Annotated in this window: 20 protein-coding genes; 11 read left to right on the top strand and 9 right to left on the bottom strand. The window is 75.1% G+C overall.

The annotated features are described in order from the left end of the window. The first annotated feature begins 66 nt into the window (after window positions 1-66). Complete coding sequence (locus tag P9841_RS11135; protein ID WP_222170865.1) at window positions 67-723, top strand: PadR family transcriptional regulator; 657 nt, start codon at window positions 67-69, stop codon at window positions 721-723. After that, window positions 720-1,814 carry an inositol-3-phosphate synthase gene (locus tag P9841_RS11130; RefSeq protein WP_283318754.1) on the top strand — a complete coding sequence of 365 codons (1,095 nt, stop codon included), beginning with the start codon at window positions 720-722 and terminating at the stop codon, window positions 1,812-1,814. The genes P9841_RS11135 and P9841_RS11130 overlap by 4 nt, the downstream gene beginning before the upstream one ends. A 115-nt stretch (window positions 1,815-1,929) precedes the next feature. On the opposite strand, the gene P9841_RS11125 is transcribed toward P9841_RS11130, so the two are convergent. Beyond that, window positions 1,930-2,415 carry a hypothetical protein gene (locus P9841_RS11125; RefSeq protein WP_283318753.1) on the bottom strand — a complete coding sequence of 162 codons (486 nt, stop codon included), beginning with the start codon at window positions 2,413-2,415 and terminating at the stop codon, window positions 1,930-1,932. Window positions 2,416-2,475: 60 nt separating this feature from the next. Between P9841_RS11125 and P9841_RS11120 the strand changes: the two genes are divergently transcribed. Further along, window positions 2,476-3,771: an MFS transporter gene (locus P9841_RS11120; protein WP_283318752.1), complete on the top strand. Its 1,296-nt coding sequence runs from the start codon at window positions 2,476-2,478 to the stop codon at window positions 3,769-3,771. Window positions 3,772-3,837: 66 nt separating this feature from the next. Here the strand turns inward: P9841_RS11120 and P9841_RS11115 are convergent, their stop codons facing one another. Then, window positions 3,838-5,286 (bottom strand): CCA tRNA nucleotidyltransferase, encoded by a 1,449-nt coding sequence (locus P9841_RS11115; RefSeq protein ID WP_502848893.1) that lies wholly within the window; start codon window positions 5,284-5,286, stop codon window positions 3,838-3,840. A gap of 161 nt (window positions 5,287-5,447) precedes the next feature. Here P9841_RS11115 and P9841_RS11110 point away from each other — a divergent pair, with 161 nt between their 5' ends. The 8 genes from P9841_RS11110 to P9841_RS11075 all read left to right on the top strand — a co-directional run bounded on the left by P9841_RS11110 (window position 5,448) and on the right by P9841_RS11075 (window position 16,952). Beyond that, window positions 5,448-5,996, top strand: coding sequence for an NUDIX hydrolase (locus P9841_RS11110; protein ID WP_283318751.1), 549 nt, complete (start codon window positions 5,448-5,450; stop codon window positions 5,994-5,996). Then, window positions 5,993-8,326 (top strand): DUF6049 family protein, encoded by a 2,334-nt coding sequence (locus P9841_RS11105; RefSeq protein WP_283318750.1) that lies wholly within the window; start codon window positions 5,993-5,995, stop codon window positions 8,324-8,326. Before P9841_RS11110 ends, P9841_RS11105 begins: the two co-directional genes overlap by 4 nt. Beyond that, window positions 8,323-10,041, top strand: a complete 1,719-nt coding sequence (gene murJ / locus P9841_RS11100) for a murein biosynthesis integral membrane protein MurJ (protein ID WP_283318749.1) — start codon at window positions 8,323-8,325, stop codon at window positions 10,039-10,041. The genes P9841_RS11105 and murJ overlap by 4 nt, the downstream gene beginning before the upstream one ends. 182 nt (window positions 10,042-10,223) lie before the next feature. Further along, window positions 10,224-12,896, top strand: coding sequence for a hypothetical protein (locus P9841_RS11095; protein ID WP_283318748.1), 2,673 nt, complete (start codon window positions 10,224-10,226; stop codon window positions 12,894-12,896). Window positions 12,897-12,981: 85 nt separating this feature from the next. Next, complete coding sequence (gene trxB, locus P9841_RS11090; protein WP_283318747.1) at window positions 12,982-14,043, top strand: thioredoxin-disulfide reductase; 1,062 nt, start codon at window positions 12,982-12,984, stop codon at window positions 14,041-14,043. Window positions 14,044-14,048: 5 nt separating this feature from the next. After that, window positions 14,049-14,390: a thioredoxin gene (gene trxA, locus P9841_RS11085; RefSeq protein ID WP_283318746.1), complete on the top strand. Its 342-nt coding sequence runs from the start codon at window positions 14,049-14,051 to the stop codon at window positions 14,388-14,390. A 97-nt stretch (window positions 14,391-14,487) separates the two neighbouring features. Then, entirely contained in the window at window positions 14,488-15,828 is a 1,341-nt protein-coding gene (locus tag P9841_RS11080) for an aminotransferase-like domain-containing protein (protein ID WP_283318745.1), read from the top strand. Window positions 15,829-15,986: 158 nt separating this feature from the next. Then, window positions 15,987-16,952, top strand: coding sequence for a D-alanine--D-alanine ligase family protein (locus tag P9841_RS11075; protein ID WP_283318744.1), 966 nt, complete (start codon window positions 15,987-15,989; stop codon window positions 16,950-16,952). A gap of 36 nt (window positions 16,953-16,988) precedes the next feature. Here P9841_RS11075 and P9841_RS11070 read toward each other — a convergent pair whose 3' ends face one another. The 7 genes from P9841_RS11070 to rnpA all read right to left on the bottom strand — a co-directional run bounded on the left by P9841_RS11070 (window position 16,989) and on the right by rnpA (window position 25,338). Beyond that, window positions 16,989-18,155, bottom strand: coding sequence for a ParB/RepB/Spo0J family partition protein (locus tag P9841_RS11070; protein WP_283318743.1), 1,167 nt, complete (start codon window positions 18,153-18,155; stop codon window positions 16,989-16,991). Beyond that, the gene (locus P9841_RS11065; protein ID WP_283321922.1) at window positions 18,152-19,039 is read right to left on the bottom strand and encodes a ParA family protein; all 888 of its coding nucleotides are present in this window, start codon (window positions 19,037-19,039) and stop codon (window positions 18,152-18,154) included. Before P9841_RS11065 ends, P9841_RS11070 begins: the two co-directional genes overlap by 4 nt. Before the next feature lie 95 nt (window positions 19,040-19,134). After that, window positions 19,135-19,878, bottom strand: a complete 744-nt coding sequence (gene rsmG, locus P9841_RS11060; protein ID WP_283318742.1) for a 16S rRNA (guanine(527)-N(7))-methyltransferase RsmG — start codon at window positions 19,876-19,878, stop codon at window positions 19,135-19,137. Between the two features lie 2,928 nt (window positions 19,879-22,806). Beyond that, entirely contained in the window at window positions 22,807-23,319 is a 513-nt protein-coding gene (locus P9841_RS11055; RefSeq protein ID WP_283318741.1) for a Jag family protein, read from the bottom strand. Window positions 23,320-23,364: 45 nt separating this feature from the next. Beyond that, the gene (gene yidC / locus P9841_RS11050; RefSeq protein ID WP_283318740.1) at window positions 23,365-24,606 is read right to left on the bottom strand and encodes a membrane protein insertase YidC; all 1,242 of its coding nucleotides are present in this window, start codon (window positions 24,604-24,606) and stop codon (window positions 23,365-23,367) included. A 19-nt stretch (window positions 24,607-24,625) separates the two neighbouring features. Continuing rightward, complete coding sequence (gene yidD / locus P9841_RS11045) at window positions 24,626-24,973, bottom strand: membrane protein insertion efficiency factor YidD (RefSeq protein WP_283318739.1); 348 nt, start codon at window positions 24,971-24,973, stop codon at window positions 24,626-24,628. Beyond that, window positions 24,970-25,338 carry a ribonuclease P protein component gene (rnpA, locus tag P9841_RS11040; protein ID WP_283318738.1) on the bottom strand — a complete coding sequence of 123 codons (369 nt, stop codon included), beginning with the start codon at window positions 25,336-25,338 and terminating at the stop codon, window positions 24,970-24,972. The genes yidD and rnpA overlap by 4 nt, the downstream gene beginning before the upstream one ends. Window positions 25,339-25,347 lie beyond the last annotated feature (9 nt).

The raw sequence follows: 25,347 nt of genomic DNA, 5'->3' as shown, positions 1-25,347 counted from the left end.
TCGCCCTAGGCTCCCCGATGTATCAGTTCGATACATCGTCGTGCGAACGAGCGGGAGGAGGGTCCGGTGCGCGCCAAGTCCGACGTGCTCGAGTCCGCGATCCTCGGCCTGCTCCACGACTCCCCGATGCACGGGTACGAGCTGCGCAAGCGGCTCAACCTGCTGCTCGGCTCGTTCCGCGCGCTGTCCTACGGGTCGCTCTACCCGGCGCTCAAGTCGCTCGTCGCGCGCGGCCTCATCGCGGGGTCCGACCCGCAGCAGGCACCCGCGCACGGCCTCGCCGGCAAGCGCGCCCGGATCGTCTACCAGCTCACCGCCGAGGGCAAGGAGCAGTTCCAGCACGTGCTGGCCTCCTCCGGCCCGGCCGCGTGGGAGGACGAGAACTTCGGCTTCCGGTTCGCGTTCTTCGGGCAGACCGACGCCGAGACGCGGCTGCGGATCCTCGAGGGCCGGCGCACCCGGCTCACCGAGCGGCTGGAGACGATCCGCGAGTCCGTCACCCGGACCCGCGTCCGCATGGACGAGTACACCCTCGAGCTCCAGCGCCACGGGCTCGAGCAGGTCGAGCGCGAGGTGCGCTGGCTCGACGACCTCATCGACCACGAGCGCAGCAACCGCGGCGCCCGTCCCCAGGGCGACGGCCACCCGGCCGCCACCCGCACGAACGCTGTCGAGGATGACTCCATCGTCGCGGCACAACCCCCTCAGAAGGAGCGAGGATGACTGCCATCCGCGTTGCGATCGCGGGCGTGGGTAACTGCGCCTCGTCGCTGGTCCAGGGCGTGCACTACTACGCCGACGCCGAGCCGGGCACCAAGGTGCCGGGCCTCATGCACGTGCAGTTCGGGGACTACCACGTCTCCGACCTGGAGTTCGTGCTCGCGTTCGACGTCGACGCCAAGAAGGTCGGGTTCGACCTGTCCGAGGCGATCGTCGCGTCCGAGAACAACACCATCAAGATCGCCGACGTCCCGCCGCTCGGCGTGACCGTCCAGCGCGGCCCGACCCTCGACGGCATCGGCAAGTACTACGCCCAGACCATCGAGGAGTCCGACGCGGAGGCCGTGGACGTCGTCCAGGCGCTCAAGGACGCGAAGGTCGACGTGCTCGTCTCCTACCTGCCGGTGGGCTCCGAGGAGGCCGACAAGTTCTACGCCCAGGCCGCCATCGACGCGGGCGTCGCCTTCGTCAACGCGCTGCCCGTGTTCATCGCGTCCGACCCCGAGTGGGCCGCGAAGTTCGAGGCGGCCGGCGTGCCGATCGTCGGCGACGACATCAAGTCCCAGGTCGGCGCGACCATCACGCACCGCGTGCTCGCCCGCCTGTTCGAGGACCGCGGCGTCATCCTGGACCGCACGTACCAGCTGAACGTCGGCGGCAACATGGACTTCAAGAACATGCTCGAGCGCGAGCGCCTGGAGTCCAAGAAGATCTCCAAGACGCAGGCCGTCACCTCGAACCTCGAGGACGGGCCGCTGGCCGGCAAGAAGGACGACCGCAACGTCCACATCGGCCCGTCGGACTACGTCGCCTGGCTCGACGACCGCAAGTGGGCGTACGTGCGCCTCGAGGGTCGCGCGTTCGGCGAGGTGCCCCTGAACCTCGAGTACAAGCTCGAGGTCTGGGACTCCCCGAACTCGGCCGGCATCATCATCGACGCGGTCCGCGCCGCGAAGATCGCGAAGGACCGCGGCATCGGCGGCCCGATCCTGTCGGCGTCGACCTACTTCATGAAGTCCCCGCCGGTCCAGCACGAGGACCAGTACGGCCGGGAGCTCGTGGAGAAGTTCATCCGCGGCGAGATCGAGCGCTGACCCGGAGCGCAGCGCAGGAGCAGCGCGACCACGCGGTCGAGCGCTGACCCGGGACGAGGGGCCCGGCACCACATCGGTGCCGGGCCCCTCGCGCGTCCCCGGGGACGACGCGTCGTCAGGACGCTGCGATCTCCGCCCGCAGCGCCCCGAGCAGCGTCTCCAGGTCGTCCGCGAGCGCCTCCGCCTGCGCCTGCGTGGCGGTCGCGGACAGCGTCCACACCGTCGCGGGCGCGCCGTCGGCGCCGGGCCGGGCGACGAACTCCTGCACCTGGGTGAGCCGCACCGGCTCCCCGTCGATCGTCGTGGTGAAGCGCACCTCCTGCGCGAGCGCGGGCGTCGTGGCGTCCCCGGCCTGCTCGCGCCGGTGCAGCGCGACGTCCTGCTCGGTGGCCTGGATCGCCCGGAGCGCCTCGGCGCCGAGCGTGAGCACCAGCCCCGGGTCGGAGGACCGCTGCACCCCGACGGTGACGTTCGCGGTGAAGCCGGCGTCCGGCACGTCGTGGGCGGCGGCGAACGCGATGCCCGGTGTGCCGAGTCGGTCCGGCGGGATGGTGCGCCACCCGTCGGGCAGCGTGCCGGCGTCCTGGGGGTCGGTGGTCATGGGTCTCCTCGGTCGGCTGGCCGCGTCCGAGTCTAGGAGGACGCCCGTTAGCCTGGCCGGGTGCAGGTGGTCTCCGATCTGAAGCAGCTGTGGCCCCTGGTCGACTTCCGGCGGCTGCTCGCGGTGCGCCTGGTGAGCCAGTGCTCGGACGGCCTGTTCCAGGCGGGCCTCGCGACGCTGTTCTTCTTCTCGCCCGAGAATGCGACCACCGCGACCGGGGTGGCCGCGGCCTTCGCGGTGCTGCTGCTGCCGTTCACGGTGGTGGGGCCGTGGGCCGGCGTGCTGCTCGACCGGTGGCGCCGGCGGCAGGTGCTGCTGGTCGGCAACCTCGTCCGCACGGGCCTGACGCTGCTGACGGCGCTGGTGATGGCGACGGCCGGCGTCGGGCCTGCGGTGTACGTGCTGGCGCTCGTGACGCTGTCGGTCAACCGGTTCCTGCTGTCGGCGCTGTCGGCGTCCCAGCCGCGGGTCGTCGCGGGGCCGCTGCTGCTGACGGCGAACTCGATCACCCCGACGCTCGGGACGGTGTCGTCCGGCCTCGGCTGGGGCCTCGGCTTCCTGCTCGGCCTGGTCCTGCCCGGGGGCACCGCCCGCGACGTGGCGTCGCTGGTCGCGGCCGCGGCTCTCATGACGACGGCCTCCCTGGTCGCGACCCGGCTCGGCAAGGACCTGCTCGGCCCGGACGCCCGGGCCGACGCGTCCGAGGTGCGCCGGGCGCTGGGCACCCTGGCCCGCGGCCTCGTCGGCGGGGCCCGCTACCTGGTCCGGCGCGGCACGCCCGCCCGGGCGCTCGGCGTCATGGCCGTGCACCGGTTCCTGTACGGGGCCGTGTTCATCGCGAGCCTGCTGATCTCGCGCAACCTGCTGTCCGACCCCGCCGACGCGCGGGCCGGGCTGGTCACCTTCAGCACCGTCGCCGCGGCGACCGGGGTCGGCTTCGCCCTGGCGATCGTCGCGACGCCGATCGTCTCGCCCCTCGTCGGGCCGCAGGGCTGGATCTCGATCTGCCTGGTGCTGGCCGCCGCGACGCAGGCGCTCCTCGCGGTCACCGTCGCGTTCCCGGCGGTCCTCGCCGGGTCGTTCGTGCTGGGCCTGGCGGCGCAGGGCGCCAAGATCGCGGTCGACACGATCGTGCAGCGGGACACCGCGGACGAGTTCCGCGGCCGGGCGTTCGCGCTGTACGACGTCCTCTACAACGCGGCGTTCGTCGGCGCGGCGGCGCTGGCGGCGGTCGCGCTGCCGGACACCGGGTGGTCGCGCGGGGTGTTCGCCCTGATCGCGCTGGCCTACCTGGCGACGGCCGCGGTGTACCGGACGCGCACGACGGTCCCGGAGCCGGTGCCGGCCGCGGCCTGACGGCGGCTGCCCGGCGGAGGTCGGGCAGCGGCGGGCCGGCGGCGGCGGCCAGGCGACTGCCGGCGGTCAGCCCTGGCGCCCCGCCCACCAGGCGAACAGCTCCTCGCGGGCCGCCTCCTCGCCGAGCGGGCCGCGCTCCATGCGCAGCTCCAGCAGGTACCGGTACGCCTCCCCGACGACGCGGCCCGGCCCGACGCCGAGCGCCGCCATGATCTGCGTGCCGTCGAGGTCCGGGCGGATCGCCGCCAGCTCCTCCTGCTCCCGCAGCTCCGCGATCCGGCGCTCGAGGTCGTCGTACGCCTCGGACAGCCGGCGGGCCTTGCGGACGTTGCGGGTCGTGCAGTCCGAGCGGGTCAGCCGGTGCAGGCGCTCGAGCAGCGGCCCGGCGTCCGTCACGTAGCGGCGGACCGCCGAGTCCGTCCAGGCGCCGTCGCCGTAGCCGTGGAACCGCAGGTGCAGCTCGGTGAGCCGGGCCACCGCCTGCACGGTCGCCTTGTCGAAGTGCAGCGCGCGCAGCCGCTTCGCGACGAGCTTCGCCCCGACGACCTCGTGGTGGTGGAACGACACCCCGCCGCCGGACTCGAACCGCCGGGTCGCCGGCTTGCCGATGTCGTGCAGCAGCGCGGCGAGCCGCAGCACCAGGTCCGGGCCGGGGACGGCGCCGTCCGGGCCGGTCTCCAGGGCGATCGCCTTGTCCAGCACCGTGAGGGAGTGCTCGTACACGTCCTTGTGGCGGTGGTGCTCGTCGATCTCCAGCCGCAGCGCCGGCAGCTCCGGCAGCACCTGCTGCGCGAGACCGGTGTCGACCAGCACCCGCAGGCCCGGCCGCGGCTGCGGCGACAGCAGCAGCTTGACCAGCTCGTCGCGGACGCGCTCGGCCGAGACGATGGAGAGCCGCTCCGCCATGTCCGTGGCGGCCGCGAGCGCCGCCGGGTCGACCGCGAACCCGAGCTGCGCGGCGAACCGGGCGGCGCGCATCATGCGCAGCGGGTCGTCGTCGAACGACTGCCGCGGGTCGACCGGGGTCCGGAGCACGCCGCGCGCCAGGTCCTGCAGGCCGTCGAACGGATCGACGAACGCCAGGCCGGGCAGGCGGATCGCCATCGCGTTGACGGTGAAGTCGCGGCGCGACAGGTCGCCCTCGAGCGTGTCGCCGAAGACGACCTCCGGCTTGCGGGACGTCGGGTCGTAGGCGTCGGTCCGGTAGGTCGTGACCTCGACGACCACGTCCGGTGCCCCGCGGCGCCCGTGCCGGCGGGCGCCGATCGTGCCGAACGCGCGCCCGATGTCCCAGTGCGCGTCCGCCCAGCCGGCCAGCAGCCGCTCCGTCTCGTCGGGCGTCGCCGAGGTCGCGAAGTCGAGGTCGGCGCTCGGCCTGCCGAGGAAGGCGTCGCGCACCGGACCGCCGACCAGGGCCAGCTCGTGACCCGCGGCGCGGAACAGCTCGCCCAGCTCCAGGGCCGCCGGGGCGAGCCCGGCGATCACCCCGAGCGCGCGCTTCTGCAGCGCGACCAGCGCCTCGGGGTCGGCGGTGCCCGCGGCGGCGGGGCGGGGGGTCAGGTCCTCGGACGGCACGACGCCCAAGCCTGCCAGATCGGCGCGGCGGCGGCCCCCGTCCACAGGTCCTCCACGTACGCGCGGCCGGTCGCAGGGGCGGAGTCGTTACAGTGGCCTGCATGCCCGAGCCCGCGAGCGCCCTGCCACCGGAGGGTGTGCCCGCACCGCCCGGGGGCCACGCGCTGCGGATCGACCCGCGGACGACCCGGGTCCGGCACACCCAGCTGCCCGTCGTCGAGGAGACCTCGGCGGGCGGCCTCGTGGTGCGCCTGGAGGGCGGCGTCCACGTCGCGGCGGTCATCGCGCGCCGCAACCGCGCGGGCCGGCTCGAGTGGTGCCTGCCGAAGGGCCACCTCGAGGGCGAGGAGACGCCGGAGGAGGCAGCGGTCCGCGAGATCGCGGAGGAGACCGGCATCGTCGGGCGGATCGTCCGGCGGCTCGGCGTCATCGACTACTGGTTCACAGGCGACGACCGGCGGGTGCACAAGATGGTGCACCACTACCTGCTCGGCGCGGTCGGCGGTGAGCTGACGGTCGAGGGCGACCCCGACGGGGAGGCCGAGGACGTGGCCTGGGTGCCGGTCCTCGAGCTGCCGGCGCGGCTGGCCTACCCCAACGAGCGGCGGCTGGCCGAGACCGCGCACGTGGTCCTGGTCGGCCAGGCATGAGGCTGCGGGGCACCGGGCGCCGGGCGCGCAGCGTCGCCGCCGCCCTGGTCGCGTCCGCCGTGCTCGCGCTGCCGGCCCTGTCCGCGGCCCCCGCCGTCGCCGCGCCGGGGACCGGTGCCGCCCCGGCCGCGTCCGTGCCCGCCGCCCCCGCCACGGACGACCTGCCCGTGTCCGTCTCCGTGACCGACGTGGCGCCGCAGGTGCTCGAGCCCGGCGAGGACCTCACCGTGACCGCCCGGCTCCGGAACGAGGGCGACGAGGTCGTCGAGCGTCCCCGCGCGTCCGTCCGCATCTACCGGTACCGGATGTCCTCGCGCGACGAGCTGACGCGCTGGGCCGCGAGCGGCGCGTCCAGCCCCGTCGGCGACGTGGCCGCGACCACCGTGCTCGACGACCCCCTCGAGCCCGGGCAGCAGGTGACCGTCGAGGTCACGGTGCCGGCCTCCGCGATCGGGCTGCTCCGCACCGCCGACGCCTGGGGTCCGCGCGGCATCGCGCTCGACGTGTCCGACGGCTCCTCCCGCGTCGGCATCGAGCGCACCTTCCTGCTCTGGCAGTCCGCGCAGGACGTGCCCGCGACGCGGCTCGGCGTGCTCGCACCGGTCGTGGGGCCGGCGACCGACCCGGCGAGCGCGGCGGTGGCGGCGGACGAGGGCGACGACGCGGGCGACGGGGGCGACGAGCCCGGCGCCACGGGCCCGCCCGAGGCGACCGGCTCCCCCAGCCCGACCGCCACGGCGACGGGTGGCGCGGGGACCGGGTCGGGCGCCGACGACGCGGGTGGTTCCGACGTCGCCGGCGACGCCGACGACGCGCTCACCTCCCTGACGTCGGCGGGAGGGCGGCTGAGCCGGCTGCTCCAGGCCACCGGCGAGCACTCCTCGGTCACCTGGGCCGTCGACCCGGCGCTCGTGGACGCCGCCGCCGCCGGGTCGCGGGCGGACCGGGCGTGGCTCTCCGCCCTCGAGGACGCGTCGGGGTCGCGGGAGGTGCTGCGGCTGCCGTGGGCCGACCCCGACCTGGCGGCGATCGCCCACGCGGGGGACCGGGACCCGGACACGGACCTGCTGCGCATCGCCCAGGACGTCACCGGGTCCACCGCGGACAGCCCGCTGTGGTCGGACGCCGAGCCCGTGCTGCTCGCCGCCGACGACGTCCCGGATCTCGCGACCGCCGACCGGGCGGCGGGCTCGGCGCCGGGCGTGCCGCTCGTCGTCGGGTCGTCCGCGCTGCCGCCCCTCGGCCTCGCGCCCGTCGGCGCGCGGGCCTCCGTGACGACCGCGAGCGGCGCGGTCTCCGCGCTGGTCCCCGACGCGACCCTCAGCGCCCTGCTCACCACCCCCTCCGCGGTGCAGCCGGGCGCGACGGCCGCGACCACCGCGCAGCGCGCCCTCGCCGAGACGGCCGTGCTCGCCCGCACCGGCGACGACGCGGGCGTCGACGTGCTCGCCACGCTGCCGCGCGACTGGGAGCCCTCCGCGACGCTCACCTCCGCGGCGCTCGACGCACTCGAGGCCGCCGAGTGGGTCGACACCGTCGGCGTGGGCGAGCTCGCGGCGGGCACCGACACCGCGTCCGAGCGCGGGGACCTGCCGGCGACGAGCCGTACCGGCACCGAGCTGACGCCCGCGTGGGTCAACGCGCTGGCCGCCGACTGGCGCGCCGCCGGCGAGTTCGCCAGCGTGGTGGAGGACCCCGCCGCCCTGCTCACCGGGCTGGACGCCGCGCTCGTCGCACCGCTCGCCGTCGCCTGGCGCGACGACCCGGACGGGCGCGCCACCGCCGTCGCGGACGCCCGGCGCGAGGCCACCGACCGGCAGTCCGGTCTGGTCGCGGTGCTCAACGAGCAGTTCACCGTCATCTCGTCGTCCGCGCAGATCACCGTCGCCGTGCGCAACGAGCTCGACCAGGCCGCCCGGGTGCGCGTCGAGCTGCGCCCCCACAAGGGCTGCCTCGACACCGCGCGGTCCGACCTCACGACCGTCCCGCCAGAGCAGGAGACCTCCGTCGTCCTGACGCTGCGGGCCAGCGCGAACTGCGACGTGGAGGTCGACGTCAGCCTGGTGTCCGCGGGCGGGCGCGAGCTCGCGACGCCCGTGCAGTTCTCCGCGCGCGTCGCCCCGACCATCGAGAGCGTCGGCAGCTGGGTGGTCGGCGTGCTGCTCGCGGTGGCGCTCGCCTTCGGCATCTGGCGCACGGTGCGCCGCGGGCAGACCGCGCGGCGCGGCGCGCGCGTCGTGCCGGAGCCCGTGCCCGGGACGCCCGGCACCCCGCACGACGGCGGACCCGACGACGTACCCGACCGACCCGGACGACAGGACCCGTCATGACCACCCCGGCCCCCGGGGCCGCAGGGGCCGACCCGGACGGCACCGCCGCCGGCGGCACCTCCGCCACCGATCCCGCAGCCGGCGACCCGGCCGCGGACGCCCCCCCGCTGCCGGCCCGCAGCGGCCTCGGCCGCTCGTCGCTCATCATGGCGTCCGGCACGGCGGCGTCCCGCGTGCTCGGCTTCCTCAACACCGCCCTGCTGGGCTGGGCGATCGGCCTGACGGGCAGCGTGGCGAACGCCTTCTCCGTCGCCAACAAGCTGCCGAACACCCTGTACCTGCTCATCGCGGGCGGCGTGCTCAACGCGGTGCTCGTGCCGCAGGTGGTGCGGGCCTACCGCCGGCCGGACGGGCACCACTACGTCGACCGGCTGCTGACCGTCGGCATCGTCGGTCTCGGCGGGCTCACGATCGTGCTCACCGCCGCCGCCCCGCTGTGGGTGCTGCTGTACTCCGAGTTCCCCGACCCGCGCGTCACGGCCGTCGCCACGACGATGGCGTTCTGGTGCATCCCGCAGGTCTTCTTCTACGGGCTGTACTCGCTGCTGGGCCAGGTGCTCAACGCGCGCGGCTCGTTCGGGCCCTACATGTGGGCGCCCGTGGTGAACAACGTCGTGTTCATCGCCGGCCTGCTCCTGCTGGTCCGCACGTACGGCCCGGTCGACGAGCACACGCCCGTCCGGGAGTGGACGGGAGCCCAGACCGCGGTGCTGGGCGGGGCGGCGACCGTCGGCATCGTGGCGCAGGCGCTCGTGCTGCTCGTGCCGCTGTACCGCAGCGGGTTCCGCTACCGGCCGCGCTGGGGCCTGCGCGGCTCCGGGCTCGGCTCGGCCGGTCGCGTCGCGAGCTGGACGTTCCTCGGCCTGCTCATCGGCCAGGTCGGCGTCTGGCGCATCAGCGTCGTCGCCTCGTCGGTGACCGGGGAGGGCCTGGCCGGCAACGCGGTGTACGACCGGGCGTTCCTGCTGTTCATGCTGCCGCACTCCCTCGTCACGGTGACGCTCGCGACCGCGCTGTTCACGCGGCTGTCCGGGCGGGCGGCCGCCGGCGACGCCGCGGGGGTCCGCGCGGACCTGTCGCTCGGCCTGCGCACCGTGGGCGTGTTCACGGTGCTCGCGACGACCGGGATCACCGTGCTGGCGGTCCCCCTCGTCCGCGCGATGTTCCCCACGCAGACCGACACCGCTGTCCACTCGCTCGCCGTCGTCGTGGTCGTGCTGCTGCTCGGGCTCGTCCCGTTCGGGATCTGGTCGCTGTGCCAGCGCGTGTACTACGCCTACGAGGACGCGCGCGGGATGATCCCCGTCCAGGTCGTCATGGCCGTCGTCGTCGTCGGGGGCACCGAGCTGGGGCGGGCGCTGCTCCCCGACCGGTACTGGGTCGCCGCGGCGTGCGCGTCCATGGCGCTGTCGTACCTGGTGGGCGCCGCCGCCGCGCTCGTCTCGGTCCGGCGACGGCTCGGCGGGCTCGACGGCCGGCGCGTCCTGGTGCTGCACCTCAAGGCCGGTGCGGGCGCGGTGCTCGCGGCCGCGGCGGGGCTCGGGCTGCTGGCCGCGCTCGGCCCGGTGCAGTCCCTCCGGGACGCCGTGGTCGCGTGCGTCGCCGGCGCGGTGCTGATCACCGCGGTGTACGTCGGCACGCTCGCGCTGCTGCGGGTCGGCGAGCTGGGGGTGCTGCTGCGGCCGGTGCTCCGCGTGGTGCGCCGCGGGCGCTGACCCGGCCCGTCCGCCCGTCCCCGCCGCCCACCCGACCGCCTGGGGACGACGCCGTCCCCAGGGACCCCCGCGGATCCGCCGCCGCACGGGCGGCCCGTCTAGCATGACGGGGAGCCCGCGCCGGTGACGGCACGGACGACCGGCGGCGGACCCGCCGACCCGACGACCGGACGGAGGACCAGGTGGCGCAGTCCCGACCCGGGGACCCCGGACGTCCCGGCGACCCCGTGGGCCGGTTCGGGAGCACCGTCGCCGGGCGGTACCGGCTGGACGAGCCCCGCCACGGGAACCTGCCCGGCGCCGAGCGCTGGACCGCCACCGACCAGATCCTCGCCCGGCGGGTCACCGTGACCCTCGTGACCGGGCCGCGCGCGGCCGCCGTGCTCGACGCCGCGCGGCGGGCCGCCCTCGTCGTCGACCCGCGCCTGGCGCGCATCCTCGACGTCGGGACCGCCGACGGCACGGGCTACGTCGTCACGGAGGCGGTCGACGGACGCAGCCTCGCGGCGCTCGCCGCCCGCGCCCCCCTCGCCCCCGACCAGGCGCGCGCGGTCGTCGGCGAGGCGGCCGCCGCCCTCGAGGTCGCGCGCCGGAGGGGCGTCCACCACCTCGCGCTGCGCCCCGAGTCCGTGGTGCTCACCTCCGGCAGCCGCGTCGTGGTCGAGGGGCTGGCGGTCGACGGCGAGCTGCTCGACGCGGCGGGCGGCGGCGCGCACGCCATGAGCCGCACCGACACCGTCGGGCTGGTCCGGGTGCTCTACGCCGCCCTCACCGGCCGGTGGCCCGCCGCCACCACCACGGCGGCCGTGCCCACGTTCGACGAGTGGGCCGCCGGGGAGGCCGACGCGCCCTCCGTCCCCGTCGACCACGACCTGCCGGCCGCGCCCGACCACGACGGCTCCCCCGCGGCGCCCGCCGACCTGGTGCCCGGTGTGCCCGCGGACCTCGACACGCTCTGCGTCGTGACGCTCGGGCCGCACGACGACGGGCCGCACAGCCCCGGCGAGCTCGTCCGCGAGCTCGAGCCGTGGCGTGCCGTGCGCGCCGACGAGGTGTTCCGCGCCGCGGACTCCGCGCGCTGGCCCTCCCTGACCGACTCCCCCGCACCACCGCGCCCGGACGGTGGCACGCCCACCGGCACGACCACCGCACCTCCGACGGGAAGCAGCCCGATGAGCGACGACCAGCAGCGCACCAGCCCGACCGCGGATGGCGACAACCCGGCCGAGGGGGCGCCCGCGGCGTCGACCGGGGCGGGCCGGACGGCCGGGGCCGGCGCCGGTGGGGTCGCGGCTGCGGGCGGGGCCGGCGCTGCCGCCGCAGCCGGTGCGGGCGCAGCCGCGACCGGGACCGGCGACGCCGTGGGCGCGGGCGCGGCCGGAGCCGGAGCCGGAGCCGGGGCTGGTGCGGCCGGAGCCGGCGCGGGCGCGGCCGGTGCCGGCGCGTCGGCCGGTGCGGCCGCGTCGGCGGGCGCCGGCGTGGCGCGCCAGTCCGTTCGTTCCGCGTTCGGTGCGGCCCAGGGGCCGGGCACCCGGCGCCCCGGGACGCCGCCGCCCGCCGTCCCCGTCGGCTCGCGCGCGTCCGGGCCCACCTCCGAGGTCCCGTCGGACGCCGGCGGGACGAACCCGCCGTCCGTCCCGCCGGCCCGCTCCGGGTCGGCGGCCGAGCCCGCGCCGGCGTCCGGGCCGGAGATGCCGCCGGCCATCCCGCCCGCCGGTCGCGGCACCGCGTCCGCCGACCGCGACGCGGCGTCCACCGCGACCCGTCCCACGAGCACCCCCCCGGAGCGCACCGGCTCCGCGACGGCTGCCGGGGACCGCGAGGCCGGCCGCGAGCAGGGCGACCAGCGCGACGACCGCCCCGCCGCGGGGGACGCGGCCGTCGCCGGGCTCGCGGCAGCCGCGGCGGCCGCCTCGCCGCGACCGGCGTCGGCGGCACCTGCTGCCGGCACCGCGAGCAAGGCCGACGCCGGCGGCACCTCCGGGGCGGCAACCCCCGCCACCCCCGCCACCCCGGTCCGCCGGGCCACCTCGGCGTTCGCGACGGTGACCCCCGACCCGCAGCCGGCGCCCGACACCCCCGCGGCCCGTGCCCCCGAGCCGGAGCCCCTCGACGCCGCGGACGCCCCCGGCGGCCCGGGAGCAGGCCACCCGGACTGGGACCTGCCGTTCGCCGCCGACGAGCCCGCCCGCGGACCGGGCCAGCGGCGGTTCGACCCGACGCGCTGGGTGCTCGGGCTGGTCGCCATCGGCGTGGTCGTCGGCGTCGTGATCGCCATCGGCAACGTGCTGCGCCCCTGGGACGGCGGCGGGGACGACTCCGCCGGCGCCGTCCCGGTCGCCACCCCGACGGTCACCGCACCGCCCGCGCAGGACGACGCGGCCGACGACGACGGCGCCGGCGACGACGAGGAGGCGCCCGCCACGGACCCGCCGGTCATCGCCACCGTCACCACCATCGACCCGTCGGACGACGACGGCGAGCACGAGGAGCTCGTGGGGCGGCTCACCGACGGGGACCCGGCCACGGCCTGGTACACCCACACCTACAACCGCCCGGACTTCGCGGGCTTCAAGGACGCCGTGGGCCTGGTCATCACGCTGCAGCAGCCCGCCACGGTCAGCGCGATCACGCTCGACGTCAACGGGTCCGGCGGCAACGTCGAGGTCCGGTCCACCGACGGCGCCAACCCGACGGCGGGCGACGTCCTCGCGGCCGGCCCGCTCTCCCCGCAGACCGTCCTCACCCTCGCCCAGCCGACCGAGACGCAGAGCGTCGTGCTGTGGTTCACCGCGCTGGCGCAGGCACCGGACGGCGCGAACAAGATCGAGATCTCGACCCTCTCCGTCTCCTGACCGCAGGCCCGCCCGGGCCAGGAACAGACCGGTCCGCCGATCTGTTCTCCCGGCATCAGCTCGTCCCCCGACCCGAGGAAGCACCGTGACCGAGACCCCCGTCCGCGACATCGTCATCGTCGGTTCCGGCCCTGCCGGGTACACCGCCGCGATCTACGCGGCGCGCGCGGGCCTGGCCCCCTACGTGGTGGCGGGGTCGGTGACCGCCGGCGGCGCGCTGATGAACACCACCGACGTGGAGAACTTCCCCGGGTTCCCCGACGGGATCCTGGGCCCCGACCTCATGGACAACCTGCAGAAGCAGGCCGAGCGGTTCGGCGCCGAGGTGCTGTGGGACGACGCGGTCGAGCTCGACCTGGCCGGGCCGGTCAAGACGGTCGTGACCGGCGGCGGGGAGACCGTGCGTGCCCGCGCGGTGATCCTGGCGACCGGGTCGGCCTACCGCGAGCTCGGTCTGGACGACGAGAAGCGGCTGTCCGGGCGCGGGGTGTCGTGGTGCGCGACCTGCGACGGGTTCTTCTTCCGCGACCAGGACATCATCGTGGTCGGTGGCGGGGACTCCGCGGTCGAGGAGGCCACGTTCCTGACCCGGTTCGGCAAGTCGGTGACGATCGTGCACCGCCGCGACCAGCTGCGGGCCTCCAAGATCATGGCCGACCGCGCCACGAACGACCCCAAGATCTCCTTCGCGTGGAACTCCGAGGTCGTGGCCATCCACGGCCAGGACAAGGTCACCGGCGTGACGCTGCGCGACACCGTCACCGGGCAGACCCGCGAGCACGGCGCGACCGGGGTGTTCGTCGCGATCGGGCACGTCCCGCGCACCGAGCTGCTCGCCGGGCAGGTCGACCTGGACGAGAACGGGTACATCGTCGTCGAGGGCCGCTCCACCCGGACCAACCTGCCCGGGGTGTTCGCCGCCGGTGACGCGGTCGACCACACCTACCGGCAGGCCATCACCGCCGCCGGGTCCGGGTGCGCCGCCGCCCTGGACGCCCAGCACTACCTCGCCGCCCTCGGCGACGTCGACCCCGCCTCCCCCACCGACATCCCCGCCGCCGTCGAGCACGCCGACGTCGACGCCGGCGAGGCCCTCGCCGCCCAGGGCGCCGACACCGCCGCGGGCGCGGCAGCCGCGGGGCACTGACGGGCGTGGCCGCCCCGCTCGCGGTGACCGCGGGCACCTTCGACCAGGAGGTGCTGCGGTCGCCGCTGCCGGTCGTCGTCGACTTCTGGGCGGACTGGTGCGTGCCCTGCCGCATGGTGACGCCGGTGCTGGAGGAGCTCGCGCGCACCTACGAGGGCCGGCTGCGGTTCGTCTCGGTCGACACCGAGGCGGAGCAGGACCTCGCCGCCCGCTACGGCGTGGTGTCGATCCCGACCCTGTACGTCTTCCACCAGGGTGAGCTGGTCCGCACGCTGGTCGGCGCGCGCGAGAAGCGCGCCTACGCCGCCGAGCTGGACGCCGCGCTGGAGGACGTCGCCGCCGGGTGACGACCGGCCCCTCCGGGTGGGGAGGTTCTGCGCGTGCGCGGCGCGCCCGCTGTGGACGGGCCACCGGGCGGCCCGAGTGGCGTGGCACACTCGGACGATGACCGCTCTTGAGCGGCCCGACGGCACGGCGTCGGGCCCCCACCCGACCCCGGCCGCCGGCACGCGGCTCGACCGCTGGCTCGGCTCCTACGCCGAGCGGACGCACGGCATGCGCGCCTCGGAGATCCGCGCGCTGTTCGCGGTCGCGAACCGTCCCGAGGTGGTGTCGCTCGCCGGTGGCATGCCCTGCCTGGACGTCCTCCCGCTGGACGTCATCGGCGAGCTCGCGCAGCGCGTCGTCGCCACGCGCGGCACGACCGCCCTGCAGTACGGGTCCGGCCAGGGTGACGAGACGCTGCGCGAGCAGATCCTCGAGGTCATGCGGCTCGAGGGCATTGAGGCGCACCCGGACGACGTCGTCGTCACGACCGGGTCGCAGCAGGCGCTCGACCTCGTGACGCGGCTGTTCATCGACCCCGGCGACGTCGTCGTCGCGGAGGCGCCCTCCTACGTCGGCGCTCTGGGGGTGTTCCGCGCCTACGAGGCCGACGTCGTCCACGTCCCGCTCGACGCGCACGGCATCGTCCCGGAGGCGCTGGAGACGACCCTCGCCGAGCTCTCCCGGCAGGGGCGGCGCGTCAAGTTCCTCTACACGATCCCGAACTTCCACAACCCCGCGGGCGTGACGCTCTCCACCGAGCGCCGCCCCCGGATCCTCGAGATCGCCGACCGGTACGGGGTGCTCGTCATCGAGGACAACCCGTACGGCCTGCTCGGGTTCGAGGGCGAGCCGCTGCCCGCCATGCGCGCCAGCAGCGAGGACGGGGTGATCTACCTCGGCTCGTTCTCCAAGACGTTCGCGCCGGGCTACCGGGTGGGCTGGGCGGTCGCCCCCCACGCTGTCCGCGAGAAGCTCGTCCTCGCCTCCGAGTCGGCGATCCTGTGCCCGTCGAACGCCTCGCAGCTCGCGATCAGCGGCTACCTGGCCACCTGCGACTGGAAGGGCCAGGTCAAGGCGTTCCGGGAGCTGTACCGCGAGCGCCGGGACGCGATGATCGGCGCGCTGGCCGAGCACCTGCCCGACGCGACCTGGACGGTCCCCGACGGCGGCTTCTACACCTGGGTGCGGCTCCCCGACGGGCTCGACGCGAAGGCGATGCTGCCGCGCGCCGTCACCGCCCGCGTGGCGTACGTGCCCGGCACCGCGTTCTACGCCGACGGGCAGGGCACCGACCACGTCCGGCTGTCGTTCTGCTTCCCCACGCCGGAGCGCATCCGCGAGGGCGTGCGGCGGCTCGCAGGCGTCGTGTCGGCGGAGAGCGAGCTCGTGTCGCTGTTCGGCACGGGCGGCGGGCCCCGCGGCGACGACGTGCAGTCCCCGGGCCCCGACCTGGCCTGACCCAGGGGCCCGACCCCGGTTGCTCTCCCGCCGCCAGGCCGGCATCGCGACCCACCGTTGCCGGTACGGTCGGTGCGGGTGGGCAACCGGATCCCCGCCCGTCCCCCACCCGCTCCAGGCCGTCGCAGCGGCCACCCCGTCCCGGAGGACCCGACCCCGTGCCGCACGCAGCCGCCCCCACCACCCCGCGCGTCGTCGTCCTGGCCGGCGGCCTCTCCCACGAGCGCGACGTCTCGCTGCGCTCCGGACGGCGCGTCGCGGAGGCGCTGAGGTCCGCCGGGGTCGAGGTGTGGGTGCACGACGTGGACGCCGACCTGGTCCCCGCCCTGACCGAGACGCGGCCCGACCTCGTGTGGCCGCTGCTGCACGGCGCCGGCGGCGAGGACGGTTCGGTGCGGGACGTCCTGGAGCTGCTGGGCGTCCGGAGCCTCGGGACCGGGCCGCGCGCGAGCCGGGTGGCCTGGAGCAAGCCGATCGCCAAGACGTCGGTCACCCGTGCCGGCATCGCGACGCCGCAGTTCGTGACGCTCCCGCAGAGCCTGTTCCGGGAGCTCGGTGCCGGGCGCGTCATGGACGCGGTCGTCGCCCGGCTGGGGCTGCCGCTCGTGGTCAAGCCCTCCCGCGGGGGCTCCGCGCTGGGCGTCACGCTGGTCCGCTCCGCCGACGACCTGCCCCGCGCCATGGTCGCGTGCTTCGCGTACGGCGACACGGCGCTGATCGAGCGGGCCGTGGAGGGCACCGAGGTCGCGGTGAGCGTCGTCGAGCTGGACGGCGAGCCCGTCGCGCTGCCGGCCGTCGAGGTCGTCACGGACGGGCCCTACGACTACGACGCGCGGTACAACCCCGGGCGGACCGAGTACTTCGCGCCGGCGCGCCTCAGCGAGGAGCACGCCCGCCGGGCCGCGGACGTCGCCGTGGCGGCGCACCAGGCCCTCGGGCTTCGTCACCTGTCCCGGACGGACCTCATCGTCGACGCCGACGGCCAGCCCTGGTTCCTCGAGGTGAACGTCGCGCCCGGCATGACGGAGACGTCCCTCTTCCCGCAGGCCGCCGAGGCCGGCGGGCACCACCTGCCGACGCTGTACCGCCGGCTCGTCGAGGCGGGGCTCCAGGACGACGCCTGAGCCGTCCGTGCGGGCTCCGGGCCCGCACGGCGCGACTCAACCGCGGAAGATGCCCGGGTCGTCGGGTGCCAGGCTCGCGAGGATGCGGTTCAGGTCCTGCACCGACGCGAACTCGACCGTGAGCCGACCGCGCCGCTTCCCGAGGTCCACCTTGACGCGCGTCTCGAAGCGGTCGGAGAGCCGTCCGGCCAGGTCGTCGAGGGCCTCGTTCCGGATGCCCGCACGCGGCTGCTGCCGCTGACGGCGGCCCGCGCCGTCGCCGCCCAGCGCGACGATCTCCTCGACGGCACGGACGGACAACCCCTCGGCGACGATGCGCTGCGCGAGGCGCTCGATGGCCGCGCCGTCCCCCAGCCCGAGCAGCGCCCGCGCGTGGCCGGCGGACAGCACGCCCGCGGCCACGCGCCGCTGGACCAGCGGGGGCAGCCGCAGGAGGCGCAGGGTGTTGGAGATCTGCGGGCGCGACCGGTGGATGCGCTGCGCCAGCTCGTCGTGCGTGCACCCGAAGTCGTCCAGGAGCTGCTGGTAGGCCGCGGCCTCCTCGAGCGGGTTGAGCTGCGAGCGGTGCAGGTTCTCGAGCAGCGCGTCGCGCAGCAGGTCCTCGTCGTCCGTCCGGCGCACGATCGCCGGGATGGTGTCGAGTCCGGCCGCCTGCGTCGCGCGCCAGCGCCGCTCCCCCATGATGAGCTCGTAGCCGTCGCCGACAGGGCGCACGACGACCGGCTGCAGCACGCCGATCTCCCGGATGGACCCGACGAGCTCCTCGAGGGCGTCCTCGTCGAAGACCGTGCGGGGCTGCTTCGGGTTGGGGCTGATGGCGCCGACGGGCAGCTCCGCGAAGGTCGCGCCCGGGACCGGGAGCAGCCCGTCGGTGTCGTCGGATGCGTCCTGCGGCGCGGGGGCCGCCGGGTCCGGACCGCCCGCGGCGGCGGCGACGTCCGCCCCGTCCGAGGATGCACTCGACCCCTGCTCGGCCCCCGTCCGCGGGTCCGCCTGAGCCGGCGCACCCGAGGCTGCGGCCGCGTCGGAGGTCGTATCGTCGCTGGTCAGAGCGTTGTCACCCTCGTGAACGGGCCGCTCGCCGGACCGGTCGGGGAAGAACACGTCGACCGGCCTGCTCCCGCCGTCCGTGCTGCGCGTCTCCTGGCCGGTCGGGATCAGGGCACCCAGACCGCGCCCGAGCCCCCGTCGCTTCTCGCTCACGCGTCCTCCTTCGTCCCGGCCGCGGTGCTCCCGCGCTCGGCGAGCTCTCGTGCTGCCTCCAGGTAGGCGAGCGCACCGCTCGAGCCCGGATCGTATGTCAGGACCGTCTGCCCGTAGGAGGGCGCCTCGGAGACGCGCACCGATCGCGGGACGGTGGTCCGCAGCGTCTGCTGCGGGAAGTGCTCACGGACCTCCTGCGCCACCTGCTGGGCGAGGTTCGTCCGGCTGTCGTACATGGTGAGCAGGATGGTCGAGACGTGGAGTCCCGGGTTCAGGTGCGCCTGGATCAGCTCGATGGACTTCAGGAGCTGGCTCAGGCCCTCCAGCGCGTAGTACTCGCACTGGATGGGGATCAGCACCTCGTCCGCCACGACGAAGGCGTTCACCGTGAGCAGGCCGAGGCTCGGCGGGCAGTCGACGAGCACGTAGTCGATGCGCGGTTCGCCCCGCTCCTCGCGCTGCTGCAGGTAGGTCGACAGCGCCGAGCGCAGCCGGGTCTCACGGGCCACCATGGAGACGAGCTCGATCTCGGCACCCGACAGGTCGATCGTCGCCGGTACGCACCACAGGCGGGACACGTCGGGGCTGGGGTGGACCGCGGTCTCGAGGGGCGCCCCGTCGACGAGCACGTCGTACACCGAGGTCACGCCGGCGTGGTGGTCGACGCCGAGCGCCGTCGACGCGTTCCCCTGCGGGTCGTTGTCGATGACCAGCACGTGGAGGCCGCCCTGGGCGAGGGCCGCGGCAAGGTTGACCGTGGTCGTGGTCTTGCCGACGCCACCCTTCTGGTTGGCGATGGTGATGACGCGCGTCCGGTCCGGCTTGCTGAACACCCGGCCGCGGAGCTCGATGCGGCGGCGGGCGTCCTGTCGGAGCTCGGCCATCAGCGGGGTGTCCTCGTCAGCCGGCGGGAGGCTCTCGATCAGCGCCGCTCGGCGCCGCTCCTCCGCGTCGTCCCGCCACGGTCCGGGTTCGGTCGTCACCGGCGCTGTCCCTTCGCCGCGCGGCGCGACTGCCGCGACTTGCTCTCTGTTCCACGTGAAACACGGCCGGCAGCGGGCTCGCCCGGACCCGCCTTCTCGACGACGACCACTGTCGTCGGGTCCAGGCCCGGCAGCGTCGGGGCGACCAGGACCTCGGGCACTCCTCCCCCGAGCCTGCGTCCGATCTCCGCCGCGGCGTCCACCTCGGCCTGCGCCCGGCTGCCCTTGAGCGCGACGAGGCGCCCGCCCACCCGCAGGAGCGGCAGGGTCCACCCGTAGAGCCTCTCCAGCGCCGCCACCGCGCGGGCGGTGACGGCGTCCGCCTCGAGCGCGCCGACGTCCTCCGCCCGTCCCCGCAGCACCTGGACGTTGCCGAGGCCGAGCCGCTCGACGACCTCCGTCAGCCAGTCGACCCGGCGCTCCATGGGCTCGAGCAGGACCACCTCGGCGCCCGGTCGCATCGCCGCGACCACCACGCCCGGCAGGCCGGCTCCGCTGCCCACGTCCACGATGCGGCCGCGCTCCGGGAGGAAGGCGACGACCGCCGCCGAGTTGACCAGGTGACGCTCCCAGAGGCGCGAGACCTCCCGAGGCCCGACCAGCCCGCGCAGGACGCCGTCGTCCTGGAGCATCGAGTGGAACCGCTCGACGGCCGGCCAGCCGCCGCCGAACAGCACAGGCAGACGGGGATCGCCGGCGAGAGGGTCGCGCTGCTCGTCCGGCTCGGCCGTCCGGCTCACCGACGCGTCGGCGCGCTCGGTTCGCTCGTCGGGCGCAGGTGCCGACTCAGGCCGCACAGGACTCCCCAGGGACGGTCTCGCGGTGGGTTGCGCGGGTGCTGATGACTCGGCGCGCAGGGACGTTCTACCGTACCGCGCCGCGCGGGGTCGACCGGCCGCGCGTGGCGATGTTCCACGTGGAACCAAGCCGAGACGCGCCTCGTTCGGGCGCCCTGCGTGCCTCGTGTGCCGCGCGACCCTCGCGACCATCGGCACGAGTCCTGCCCCGTCGGAGGCTGCGGCCCCGGCGATCTTCGGGGGGTCGAGGTCCAGGCCGGGCGGTGTCAGCCGTCATCCGGGATCACCCTGCCCGTCCGTCACCGCTCACGCACGGCGGCCAACGCCTGATCGGGGTCGCCGCGGCCGCGCGGTGACGCGGCTGCTGGCGGCTTCGGCCACGGGTTCTCATAGCCGCGGGTTTCTCCCCTTGGCCGGTCCTCTCGACCGTGGGTTCTCCCGGTCGCGGACTCTCCCGGTCACGGCTCCTCCCGGTCACGGGTCCTCCCGGTCACGGGTCCTCCCGTCGCCGGTCCTCCCGGTCTCCCGGTCGCCGAACCTCCCGGCGGCCGAGTCCTGGCCGCGGGGCGGCGCTCGTCGCGTCGACTGCCGGGCACGTCTGAGGCCGGTCGCCACCGGGAGGGGTGCGCGTGCATGCGAGTGAGACCCCGCACCGACAACCCGCGCCCTTCGTGCGTCGTCCGAGCACGCTCCATGACCGGCCTACAGCGGTGGTTTCACGTGGAACGTGGGAGCCAGCACGACAGCTGCGCGATCACACCGACGTCCGGTCAGGGACCCGCTCGGCGGCGACGGTGGCGAGGCCGGATGCTGCGCGCTGTTTCACGTGGAACAGTCCCCGACGCTCGGTCGCGGGCCCGGCCACACGCTGGATTCGGCGTCGCGTCCCGCCGCAGCGGCACCCCGCTCGCACGAGGCACCGGCCAACCGACCTTCGCGGCGTGCGCGCAGACCACGATCTGTCTCCTCTCGATGGGCAGGCCCCCTCCCCCACCTCCGCGGAACGCGGTCCGGGCCGGCGGCATGGGCGCGCACCCGGTTCGGCCTCTACCGCATGGCGCCTCTCCGACATGGGGACGCCTCCGATTCGTGGGGCACCTCCAGTTCGTGGGGCACCTCCAGTTCGTGGGGCGCCACCAGTTCGTGGGGCGCCACCAGTTCGTGGGGCGCCACCAGTTCGTGGGGCGCCACCAGTTCGTGGGGCGCCACCAGTTCGTGGGGCGCCACCAGTTCGTGGGGCGCCACCAGTTCGTGGGGCGCCACCAGTTCGTGGGGCGCCACCGGTCCGTGGGGTGTCCCCGGTCCGTGGGGTGTCCCCGGGCCATGTGGCAGGTCCGGCCCGCGCGGCATCCGAACTCCGGTTCATTCCTCGCCCGGTGCACGCTCTCTTCCCCCGCAGCCGGGCAGGTGCGGCTCTGCTCTCGCGCCTCGCTCAGGGCCCAACCGTGCGGCCGCTCGGGCCCGTGCGGCACCACTACGTGGTCCGCCACCACCGGTTCAGGCCGCACCACCGCCTCGCTCAGCACCACCGGCTCGTGCCGCACCACCGGCTCGTGACGTACCACCCCTTCTCCCAGCACCACCGGCTCATCCGACACCACGGCCTCGACCTGCCCCACCGGTTCGTGGGGCATCTCCTGGTCGTCGGGTGCGCCCTGGTCGCGGGGGTCCTCCGGCGCAGACGTCGACTCCGTCCTCAGTACGTCCGCCGTCGCTGGGCGGCAGGCCGGCACCGCGGTGGACGCTCGAGGTTGTGCGCCCTCGCGCCTCACGAGCCCTCGCCCGTTCGCGTGGCTCCGCCCCCTGATGTCTCGGCCCCCACGCCGCCGCCGTCATCGCTTCGTGGTTGGCGCCCCGTCGCGTGCGTCTCGCAAGGACCTTCCGCTCCTGCCGTCCGAGCGACTTCACGCCATCGCGGCATCACACTCCGCCACGTTCGCTCGGGTCCAGTTTCACGTGGAACGGCGCGGTCAGAGGCGCCACGTCGGCGTCGGCGTGAGCGAGCCGTCGCAGAGCTCGTGTTTCGCGTGGAACGACCACGACCCCGCAGTGGCGACCCAGAGGGCACCGATCCGCGACATGGCTATCCGGCCGGGCACCCGACACGCTCTCAATCGATGCCTCGTGGCGACGCCCGCCCGGGCACCCACTGCGGTTCGGGAGCCTGAGCCGTTCCGCGGACGGCGCTCCGTGAGGCACGCACGCCGGTTTCACGTGGAACAGCGGGCCACTCTGCGAGAGAGGCGTCAAGCTCGCCCTCCGTCACAAGCCCGCCACCGTGGCAAGCAGGAGAGGACCGCAGGTGCAGCCCACCGAGCGGTCGACGTCTCCCCGGCGGGACGCATCCCTGCCGAGCGGCGAATCACCCGCGGCCTCCCCCGAGCACGCGAGGTCGGCGATGACAAGACGGAGTCGCACCGGCATGTGTGCCAGCGCCAGCGGTCTCCGCCCGTCGACCTCGATGCCAGCAGTCGATCTCCACACAGGCACCCTGACCGGCTCCGCAGCTCCCGCACAGCTGCCTCGACCGACGACCCGCGCGAACAGCGCAACAGGTCTGCGTTCCACCGGCCGCCCGCCCCCACCGATCCCGCCGGCGCCTCAGTGCCCGCCTCGGAGCGACGCGCACGCGCCGGACGGCGCCCCCGCACCCGACCACGCGCCCCGACCGGGCTCAGGAGCCGGACCGCTGGACATGACCGAAACCCGCCGCGCACACACATGCCGCCACTCGAAGTCCCGAATCAGCGCTTCGTCCAGAGCCTCTGAGAGCGTGCCGCGAGGACGCACGAGAGGCCGATCCCGAACGGGACCGGCCTCTCATCGCTTCCTGACGAACTCCGACCGCTGCCGCGCCGGGTCCGATCGCGCTCACTCCGCGGGCTTGACCACCACGTACCGCGCCGGCTCGACGCCCTCCGAGTCGGACGTGAGGCCCGCGGCGGCGACCGCGTCGTGCACGACCTTGCGCTCGAACGGGTTCATCGGCTCGAGCGACACCGGGGCGCCGCTCTCCCGCACCTCCGCGATGGCCCGCTCGGCGACGGTGACGAGCTCGGCCTTGCGCGCTGCACGGTAGCCGGCGATGTCGAGCATGAGCCGGCTCCGGTCGCCGGTCTTCGCCTGCACCGCGAGCCGCGTCAGCTCCTGCAGCGCGTCCAGCACCTCGCCGTCCTGGCCCACGAGGCGGCGCAGTGCGCGCTCGCCGCCCTCCTCGGCCACGATCTCCACCGCCGCACGGCCGTGGTCGACGTCGATGTCGATGTCGCCGTCGAGGTCGGCGATGTCCAGCAGCTCCTCGAGGTAGTCGGCGGCGATCTCGCCCTCCTCCTCGAGGCGCGAGCCCGCGCCGGCCTCGTCGGGGGCGTCGGTGGGTGTCGTCATGTCAGCTCCTTGCTGGGGACAGGGGCGCGCCGGGGGCGCGAGGTCTCAGTCGTCGGTCGAGCCGTCGGGGCGGGCGGACCCGGACGCGCCGGTCGACGGCGAGCCCTTGCCACCCGCGGCCGTGCCGCCCTTGCTACCGGACCCGCCGGAGCCCGTGCGCTTCTTCTTCGCCGCAGGCGCGGTGCCGGCGCCGCCGGCCGTGCCCGCACCCGAGGCCTTCGCACCGGCCGGCCGCGCCGGGCTGCCACCGGACGTGGTGCCCGCACCGGCCGACGGCGTCACCGTCGGGCGAGGCGCGGTGCCTCCGGCCGCGGGCCGCTTCTTCGCGCGGTCCTTGCGCACGGGCTGCTGGCGCTGACCGCTGACGGGGCGCTCCTCGATCGTGAGGACGTCGCCGTCCTCCTCGATCGACACGCCCTTGGCGGCCGCCCGCTTGGCCTGGCGCGCCTTGAGGGCCGCCTCGGCCTGCGAGCCCGGCGCCGGCATGCGACGGATCGTGTAGAACTGCTGGCCCATCGACCACAGGTTCGTGGTGGTCCAGTAGATCAGCACACCGATCGGGAAGTTCACGCCCGAGAAGGCGAAGATCAGCGGGAAGACGTACATGAGCAGCTTCTGCTGCTGCGCCATCGGGCCCTCGAGGGCGGCCGGCGGCATGTTCTTCATCGTGAGCTGGCGCTGCGTGGTGAACGTGGTCAGCGACATCGCGACCACCAGCAGGATGGTGACGATCCGCACGTTCGTGGCCGCGTCGCCGAACTGCGTCGCGTTCATGAAGGTCGCCGACAGCGGAGCGCCGAGGATCGTCGCGCTCTCGGCCTGGGCCGCCAGCTGCTGGTTCAGCGGGCCGAGGTTGGCGCGCGGGTAGTCCCCGGCGGCGAGCTGCGGCAGCGAGTTCAGCACGCGGAACAGCGCGAAGAAGATCGGCGACTGGGCCAGGATCGGCAGGCAGGACGAGAACGGGTTGGTGCCGTGCTTGCGGTACAGCTCCATCGTCTCGCGGCTCATGGCCTCACGGGACGCCGGGTCGGTCTTGCCCTTGTACTTCGCCTGGATCTTCTTCATGTCCGGCGCGAGCATCTGCATGCCGCGGGACGCCTTGATCTGCTTGAAGAACAGCGGGATCAGGATGATCCGCATGACGATCACGAGGCCGACGATCGACAGCGCCCACGCCGTCCCGCCCGCCGGGTCGAGCCCGATCCAGTCGAAGAACGAGTGGAACTGGACCATGATCCAGGCGACCACGACCATGATCGGGTACAGCAGGCCGTCGAACCAGCTCATCGGGGAACTCTCCAGGTGATCAGTGCGCGGAGGCGACCGCGCCGTGCGGGTGTCGACGGTGCGACCCCGCCGGTGGAACGTCGTCGACGCCGCCCGGGTTCCACGGGTTGCAGCGCAGGATCCGCCAGACCGCCAGCCGCGTGCCCTTGAGGACGCCGTGCCGCTCGAGGGCGATCACGGCGTACGCGGAGCACGACGGGTAGAACCGGCAGGTCGGCGGGGTGAGCGGCGACAGGAACCGCTGGTAGACGCGGATCAGCAGCACGAGCAGGCGCCGCGGAGCGCGCACCACGGCTCGCGCCGCGCGGGCGAGCGCACGGGACGCGGGACGGGCGGACCCGGGCACGGGCGGGGCTGACGAGGTCATCGCCGGTCCCCCGCACGCCCGGTCAGCCGCCGCGACGCGCTGCGCACGGCACCGTCGAGGTCGTGCCCGAGCGACGCGTAGTCGGCCGCGGCGGCGGGCGCGAGCGCCCGGACCACGACGTCGACGTCGGCGGGCAGCCCGTCGAGCCGCTCCGCGGTGAGCGCACGGAGGCGCCGCTTGACCCGGTTCCGGGTCACGGCGTTGCCCACCCCCTTGGACACGACGAAACCGACCGCCGGACCAGGTCCGGGGTCGGTTCGCGTCACGAGGTGCACCACGAGCGTGTTCCGCCCGGCACGTGCTCCGTTGCGGACGGCCCGCGCGAAGTCGGCGGACCGTCGCATCCGGTGCGCGGCGGGCAGCACCGCGTCGGC

Source organism: Cellulomonas sp. ES6, from assembly GCF_030053835.1.
Taxonomy (GTDB): Bacteria; Actinomycetota; Actinomycetes; order Actinomycetales; family Cellulomonadaceae; genus Cellulomonas.
The sequence above is the reverse complement of the archived record's forward strand: the minus strand, read 5'-3'. Positions and strand labels throughout refer to the sequence as shown.